The sequence below is a fragment of the Tepidibacter formicigenes DSM 15518 genome, from assembly GCF_900142235.1.
Classification (GTDB): Bacteria; Bacillota; Clostridia; order Peptostreptococcales; family Peptostreptococcaceae; genus Tepidibacter; species Tepidibacter formicigenes.
Map to the genome: position 1 here is coordinate 1 of NZ_FRAE01000092.1, position 7,465 is coordinate 7,465.

Annotated in this window: 5 protein-coding genes; all 5 read right to left on the reverse strand. The window is 28.0% G+C overall.

The features are described from left to right. Positions 1 to 190, reverse strand: a 190-nt coding sequence (gene tnpA / locus BUA77_RS12210; RefSeq protein ID WP_143151349.1) for an IS200/IS605 family transposase, incomplete at its 3' end; no start/stop codon positions are given. A 165-nt stretch (positions 191 to 355) separates the two neighbouring features. Next, the gene (locus tag BUA77_RS12215; RefSeq protein WP_072890665.1) at positions 356 to 1,027 is read right to left on the reverse strand and encodes a DUF6042 family protein; all 672 of its coding nucleotides are present in this window, start codon (positions 1,025 to 1,027) and stop codon (positions 356 to 358) included. 22 nt (positions 1,028 to 1,049) lie between these two features. Next, the gene (gene secA, locus BUA77_RS12220; RefSeq protein ID WP_072890668.1) at positions 1,050 to 4,328 is read right to left on the reverse strand and encodes a preprotein translocase subunit SecA; all 3,279 of its coding nucleotides are present in this window, start codon (positions 4,326 to 4,328) and stop codon (positions 1,050 to 1,052) included. Positions 4,329 to 4,494: 166 nt separating this feature from the next. After that, positions 4,495 to 6,198 (reverse strand): phospho-sugar mutase, encoded by a 1,704-nt coding sequence (locus BUA77_RS12225; RefSeq protein ID WP_072890670.1) that lies wholly within the window; start codon positions 6,196 to 6,198, stop codon positions 4,495 to 4,497. A gap of 68 nt (positions 6,199 to 6,266) precedes the next feature. Further along, the gene (rfbD, locus tag BUA77_RS12230; RefSeq protein WP_072890673.1) at positions 6,267 to 7,106 is read right to left on the reverse strand and encodes a dTDP-4-dehydrorhamnose reductase; all 840 of its coding nucleotides are present in this window, start codon (positions 7,104 to 7,106) and stop codon (positions 6,267 to 6,269) included. Positions 7,107 to 7,465: the final 359 nt, after the last annotated feature.

Genomic DNA, 7,465 nt, shown 5'->3' on the forward strand with positions numbered 1-7,465 from the left:
GCATATGTATGTGATCTTTACATGCATTTGCTTCTATTATTTCTACACCTTTATATTCACATAATTTTCTTAGTATTCTTCCTATATCTACTTTTATTTTTCCATATATTATTTGTCTTCTATATTTTGGTGCAAAAACTATGTGATATTTACAATTCCATCGAGTATGTGCTAAACTATTCTTATCCATTTGGATAACCTCCTTTGTTATGGTCTTGGTCGGCAAACCTAAGTCTATTTTAACAAAGGAGGTTATTTTTTTATTCATAGCTATAAGCTTTTCAGAACCACCCGCATAGCAGGTGGTTTTCTTTATACAATAAAAGCCATAGCTTTTGCCATGGCTTAACAGTCATTATCCTATTACAAATCTTTTTTGTTCAAATACTTCTTTATTTATTGCTATATATACCTTGTCACTTTTTCTAAGCTCTTTTACATTTTTATCTGCTTTTACTTTTATTGATCCCTCTTTTACTAGGTAGTCAAGAATTTCTCTTATATCAGCATGTTTAATTTTAGTTGTAGTATGAATATGATCAAGAGTAGTTAATAAATTTCCATTACTATTTAGAATAAGCGTAAGTAAAGCATTAAATGCATTTTGATGCTTAAATTCAAATCTAATATTTTCTAAAGTTGTTCTTTCTTCTTCATCTAAATTTAATACTTCTTCTGGCTTTGGAACCGGAATATTGTATAAGTATACTAGATTTTCATTTTCATCCTTTGCTACTTTTATAAGCTTGTATGTTAACAGAAGTTGAATATCTTCTAATCTATTTGTAGGATATTTTTGTCCTAATTTTTTAAGTACATTTTCTTTTTCTTCTCTTAACGGTCCTATTTCATGCTCAATATTAAAATTAGATGTTAATAGTTTTTTACTTGCTTCTTCTCCTCTTATTTTTTGATTGTGTAGATGTCCTATCATAAGATAAGTTTTATAAGTTGTTTCAGGTAAATACCTAAACCAAAAATGCTGTTGTATTAATTGTTGTATATTTATAACCTTTTTCTTACTCACTTTATTATCTCCCTTCTTTTCTTTAGCTTACCAGAATATATTTAGTTAGAACTACACTATTAAAAGCTATAAGTCTAAATTGGTATTTTCCCTTTTTCCAAATATTTTCTTTCTTTTTAAATTTAACATTAATAGTTCCTGATTGATTAATAGTAATAGGTAAAGTACTTACAATTTTATTTTCTTCAAGATATATAAGCTCTCCAAGCATATTTGCTACTTCACCTTTTTTGATTTTAAATTTAAAATCTATATTTAGTTCTTCTTCATCGGCTTTATACTCATCAACAACTCTAAATGGAATTATTATATTAGTACCTTTTCCTAATAAAATAAGTTCATGTAATCCTTTCTTCCATCCATTTTCCGGTCTTGGAATAGCTACTTTTACTTTTTCATTTTTTACAGGAAGCTCAAAAGGTTTAAGAGTGTCTTTATCTTTGTTGTAAATAAGTCCTGCTCCTATTTTATCTTTATTATATCCTTTTAATAACAATTCAAATGAAATAATATTTAGCTTATTAGAGAAAAACTTAGTTTTAACTACATTATTTGCTATTTGATCCTTAGGGTCTGCGACTAAAAAGTTTATTACATTTGCTTCTTGTCCTGATACGCTAACCTTAATTTGATGCCATCCTATATTCCAATCTTTATCTTTAGGTTTTTCAAATTCAACAGAAAATACTCCTGTTACAGTTAAATTTTGATGATAGTTTTCTATTTTTTCTTCAAATCCATTATCCATATAGTATAAATCTACATCTACATTTATTTCTTCTACTGCATTTATATCAACATTAAATTTTATTAATGGTGTATTAGAAGGTATTCTTGTAATATATTTTCTATTTATTTTATATTTATCTTCTAATCTTAATATATTTTCCATTTTTTCTTCTTCACTAAGCTCTTTTTTCTTTTTATTTCCTCCAGTTATACCTGTTAATAAGAATAATGATTTTATAGTAAGTTCTTTTATTTCACTTAGCATATCTTCAAATAAGTCAAATGCTTCTTTATTAAATATTCTTATTGGATTTTGTCCTCCTATATGCTGAAATCCGATTCCTTGTCTTAACTGGTCTACCAAATCTAAATGATCTATCCACTTTTCATCTATAGATTTCATAAGTGTTAATCTTTCAAGGTATCTTAACTGTTTTTCACCTAATATTTCTTCTTTCTCACTATATATTTTTAAAGCTTCATCTAATATCTTTTCTTTTACATCATCTCTATCTAATTCTTCTATTTCTTCAGTACTTAAGTTTTCAAAATTAACTCTGTTATTAAAATATAAGTTTTCATTTAAATAGTTTTGTATTCCTTTTAAATCCCATTCTTCTGGGTATTCACTCATAGAAGTGTAGTCATCTACTAATTTGCTTATTAAATCCTTTATTATTTCCTTTATAAAGGAGCTCATATCTTCTCCATTTAATATTTTATTTCTTTCGTTATATATAGTCTCTCTTTGCTTATTTAATATTTTGTCAAATTCGAGTGTAGCTTTTCTTATATTGTAATTAGCTATTTCAACGCTTTTTTGTACTCCTTCAATAGCTTGTGCAACTAGTTTATCTTGTATTGCCTGACCATCTTGAAGATTTATTTTATCAACAATTTTGTGTACTCTCTCCATAATATCAGGATTTACCTTTTTGAATAGGCTGTCTTCAAGAGATATATAAAATTGAGATTCACCTGGATCTCCTTGACGTCCTGAACGACCTCTAAGCTGATTGTCTATTCTTCTTGAATCATGTCTTTCAGTTCCAAGTACAAATAACCCTCCAAGTTCTGCAACACCTTCTCCTAATTTTATATCCGTACCACGCCCTGCCATGTTTGTAGCTATAGTTACAGCTCCTCTTTGGCCTGCCATGGATATAATTTCAGCTTCATCTTTATCTTGCTTAGCATTTAATATCTTATGTGGTATATTTTTCTCTTTAAGCATATCACTAAGCATTTCAGATTTATCTATATATATTGTTCCAATAAGTACTGGTTGACCTTTTTTATGTCTTTTTTCAACTTCTTCAACTATAGATTTAAACTTAGTTTCTTCAGTTTTAAATAATAAATCAGTTTTATCCTTTCTTTTAATAGGCTTATTAGTTGGAATACATATAACATCCATTCCATATATATCTTTAAATTCCTGTCTTTCTGTATAAGCTGTTCCTGTCATACCTGCTATTTTATTGAACATTTTAAAATAGTTTTGGTATGTAATCATAGCCATGGTTTTTGATTCTTTTTGTATTTCAAGTCCTTCTTTAGCTTCAAGTGCTTGATGAAGTCCACTACTGAATCTTCTTCCTTCCATTAATCTTCCTGTAAATTTATCTACTATTACTATTTCTCCATCTTTTACAACATAATCTTTATCCTTTTGAATTATATGATTTGCACTAAGAGCTTGTCTTATATGATGAAGAAGTTCTGTATTTTTTATATCTGCAATATTATCAAGTCCGAATATTCTTTCTGCTTTATCCATTCCACTTTCAGTGAGATTAACAGTATTTTTTTCAGTATCTTTTTCGTAATCTTCTTCTTTTAATGATTTAACAAATCTATCTACAGTTATATAGTATTGAGATGGTCTATGTGCTTCTCCTGTCATTATAAGTGGAGTTCTAGCTTCATCTATAAGTATTGAATCCACCTCATCTATTATTGCATAATTTAATTTTCTTTGAACAACAGTATCCTTTAATATAGCTAAATTATCTCTTAAATAGTCAAATCCAAATTCACTATTTGTTCCATAAATTACATCACAACTATAAGCGTCCTTTTTTTCAGGTACACTCATTCCTCTTTTTATAAGCCCAACTTTAAGCCCTAAAAATTCATGTACTTTTCCCATTTCTTCTTTATCTCTAGCTGCAAGATAATCATTTACTGTTATAACAAATACTCCATCTCCTGTAAGAGCATTAAGATATGTCGGAAGTGTAGCTACTAGTGTTTTACCTTCACCAGTCTTCATTTCTGAAATGTTTCCTTCATGAAGAACTATTCCTCCCATTAATTGTACAGGAAAATGCTTCATTCCAAGTATTCTGAATGAAGCTTCTCTTACTACTGCAAAGGCTTCTTCTAGTATATTGTCCAGACTTTCACCACTATTTAATCTATTTCTAAATTCTTGTGTTTTTCCTTTTAATTCTTCATCACTTAATTCTTTTATTTTATCTTCAAGAGCTAATATCTTATCCACTCTTTTTTTAAGCTGGTTTATCTTTCTGTCATGAGGATTTATTAAGCCTCCAAAAAAATCTATCATAAGATTTCCTCCCAATTAGCTTTTAACTTTATTATTTCACAAATTCCATTTTATCATTTATTTTTCAACTTTAAAAGTTTATTATGCATTATTTTACCATTAATCTGCTTTTTTTCAACAAATAATCCTAAGCAAAACTGCTTAGGATTATAATCTTTCAAAAATTTCATATTTTTTCTACTTTTTCCATAATTGAACTTACTAAATTATTTAAATTAGATTCAACATCTTCTTTTGATTTTCCTACTGATGCAAAATAAAATTTAATCTTTGGTTCTGTTCCAGAAGGTCTTATTGCAAACCACGAATTATCTTCTAATATAAACTTTAATACATCTGCTTTTGGAAGATTATCTATTCCTTTTTTATAGTCTTTAAATTCTTTTACTTTGATATTATTTACTTCTTCTATTTTATTTTCTCTAAAATACTTTATTACTTTATTTATTTTTTCTTGTCCTTCTTTTCCTTTTAAAGTTATGGATTTTAAATCCTCTTTATAGTATCCATACTTTTCATAAAGCTCTATTAATCCTTCGTATAAGCTCATATCCTTTGAATAATAATAAGCTGCCATTTCAGAAATTAACATTGCTGCAACTACACCATCTTTATCTCTTGCATGAGTTCCACATAAATATCCATAGCTTTCCTCATATCCAAATATATATGTTTTATCTTTAGTTTCTTCAAATTCTTTTATTTTCTCTCCTATAAATTTAAATCCTGTTAGTGTATCTAATACATCTATATTATAGCTTCTTGCTATTTCACTTCCAAATTCTGATGTTACTATAGTCTTTATAACTACTCCATTCTTAGGTAATTTATTTTCTTTACTTAAATTCTCAAGTATATAGTTAGTAAGAAGTGCTCCAACTTGATTCCCTGTTAAACATATGTATTCTCCTTCATTATTTTTAACAGCAACCCCTACTCTATCACAGTCAGGATCTGTTCCAATTACAAGATTAGCCTTTTCTCTTTTAGCAAGCTCTATCCCTAATTTTAAAGCTTCTTTCTCCTCTGGATTAGGATATTTCACTGTTGAAAAGTTTGGATCTGGATTTTCTTGTTCTTTAACTACTAATACATTTTTAAATCCTATTTCTCTTAAAGCTCTTCTTATAGGCTTGTTTCCTGTTCCATGAAGTGGAGTAAATACTATTTTAAAATTATCAGCTACTTTTTCTATTATATCTGATCTTAGTGATTTTTCTTTAACTGCTTCTATAAAAGCTGTATCTACTTTTTCATCTAATAAATTTATAAACCCTTTATCCATTGCTTCTTTTTCATCAATAGTAGGAATTTTACTATAATCATCTATTTTGTTTACCTCTTCTATTATCTCCTTTGCAATGTGAGGAAGAATCTGAGCTCCATCTTCCCAATAAACCTTATATCCATTATATTCAGGTGGATTATGGCTTGCAGTAATTACAACTCCAGATATAGCATTTAAATATCTTAAAGCAAATGAAAGCTGAGGAGTTGCTCTTAATTCATCAAATATATATGTCTTTATTCCACAAGCAGAAAGAGTTTTGGCAGTTTCTAAACAAAACTCCCTAGATTTATGTCTATTATCATGAGCTATAACTACTCCTCTTTTCTTACCTTCTTCTCCTGTTTTTTTGATTATGTAATTTGCAAGTGCAAAACTTACTCTTCTTATAGTGTATTTATTCATTCTATTAGTTCCAGAACCAATTACTCCTCTAAGCCCAGCTGTTCCAAATTCTAAATCTTTATAAAATCTATCTTCTATTTCTTTTTCATCACCTTTAATACTTAAAAGCTCGTCCTTAGTTTCTTCATCAAAGTAAGGATTGTTTAACCATTCTTCATATATTTTTAAGTATTCCATGTTATCCCTCCATAGTATAGCTTAATAATTAATTATACTTTTTATTATATTTATTTTTTTTATTAATATTACATTTTAGAAAAATATTCTTTTAAAGCTTCTTCCCAATTTCTTATATAATAATTAAAATCAAGCTCCAACATATAATTTCTCATTACTGAATACTTAGGTCTTTGAGCTGGTCTCCCAAATTCCTCAGTACTTATAGGTAAAACTTGAATATCTTTAAAATCTGCAAATTCAAATATTTTTTTAGCAAATTCATTCCAGCTACAGCTTCCATCATTAGAAACATGATACGTTCCATAAGCATCAGTTTTTATAATCATTTCTATTACTTTAACTAAATCCATTGTATAAGTTGGACTACCTATTTGATCATCAACTACTTTTAATGTTTTATTATTTTCTGCAAGTCTTAGCATCGTCTTTACAAAATTATTTCCATTCTTACCATAAAGCCAAGCTGTTCTTAGTATGTAATGTCTAGGACAAATTTCTTTTATATAATTTTCTCCAGCAAGCTTAGATTTTCCGTATATACTTAGTGGGTTAGTATTATCAAATTCTATATAAGGCTCATTTTTCTCTCCATCAAATACAAAATCTGTAGATATATGAAGTAATCTAGAGTTATTTTCAAAGCTAGATATAGCTAAATTCCTAGCCCCTAATCCATTTACTTTATAAGCTAAATCAATATTTTCTTCACATCCATCTACATTAGTATAAGCAGCAGAATTTATTATAATGTCAGGTTTTATTTCTTTAACAGTATTAAGTACATTATCTAAATTAGTTATATCCAAATCTTTTGAATCTAATCCAACAACTTCATACTTTTTAGATAACGTATTCACAATATCTATTCCTAATTGTCCATTTGAACCAGTAACAAGTATTTTCAATTTAAATACCTCCCTCTATATACTTTTATTTTCTCTTAAATACTCTCTATTTCTTACAATTTCATAAATTGATAGATATAATTTTTGGATATAACTTCAACATATTCAATTTTATGGATATAGAAATGTATAACCCCAGAAAATCAGTGTTTTTACCAAAATATTACTGGAATTAATCCACTAATTTCATGGCGACGTACCCTCCCATGTCTCACAGGATCAATGTCCCTAAATTCCTTCGTTCAGTCTATCCATGATGTGGTATCAGCTATGCTCCTTTGCGGGGTCAAATGCCCTAATGGTTAATATATCTGCTGAATTCCTAGCTATATTTTCTCAAAGTACAAAATTCAATAAAT

Coding starts and splice junctions, on each gene's coding strand:
- secA (WP_072890668.1), bottom strand. CDS start 4,328: ATGATAGATTTTTTTGGAGGCTTAATAAATCCTCATGACAGAAAGATA.
- BUA77_RS12225 (WP_072890670.1), bottom strand. CDS start 6,198: ATGGAATACTTAAAAATATATGAAGAATGGTTAAACAATCCTTACTTT.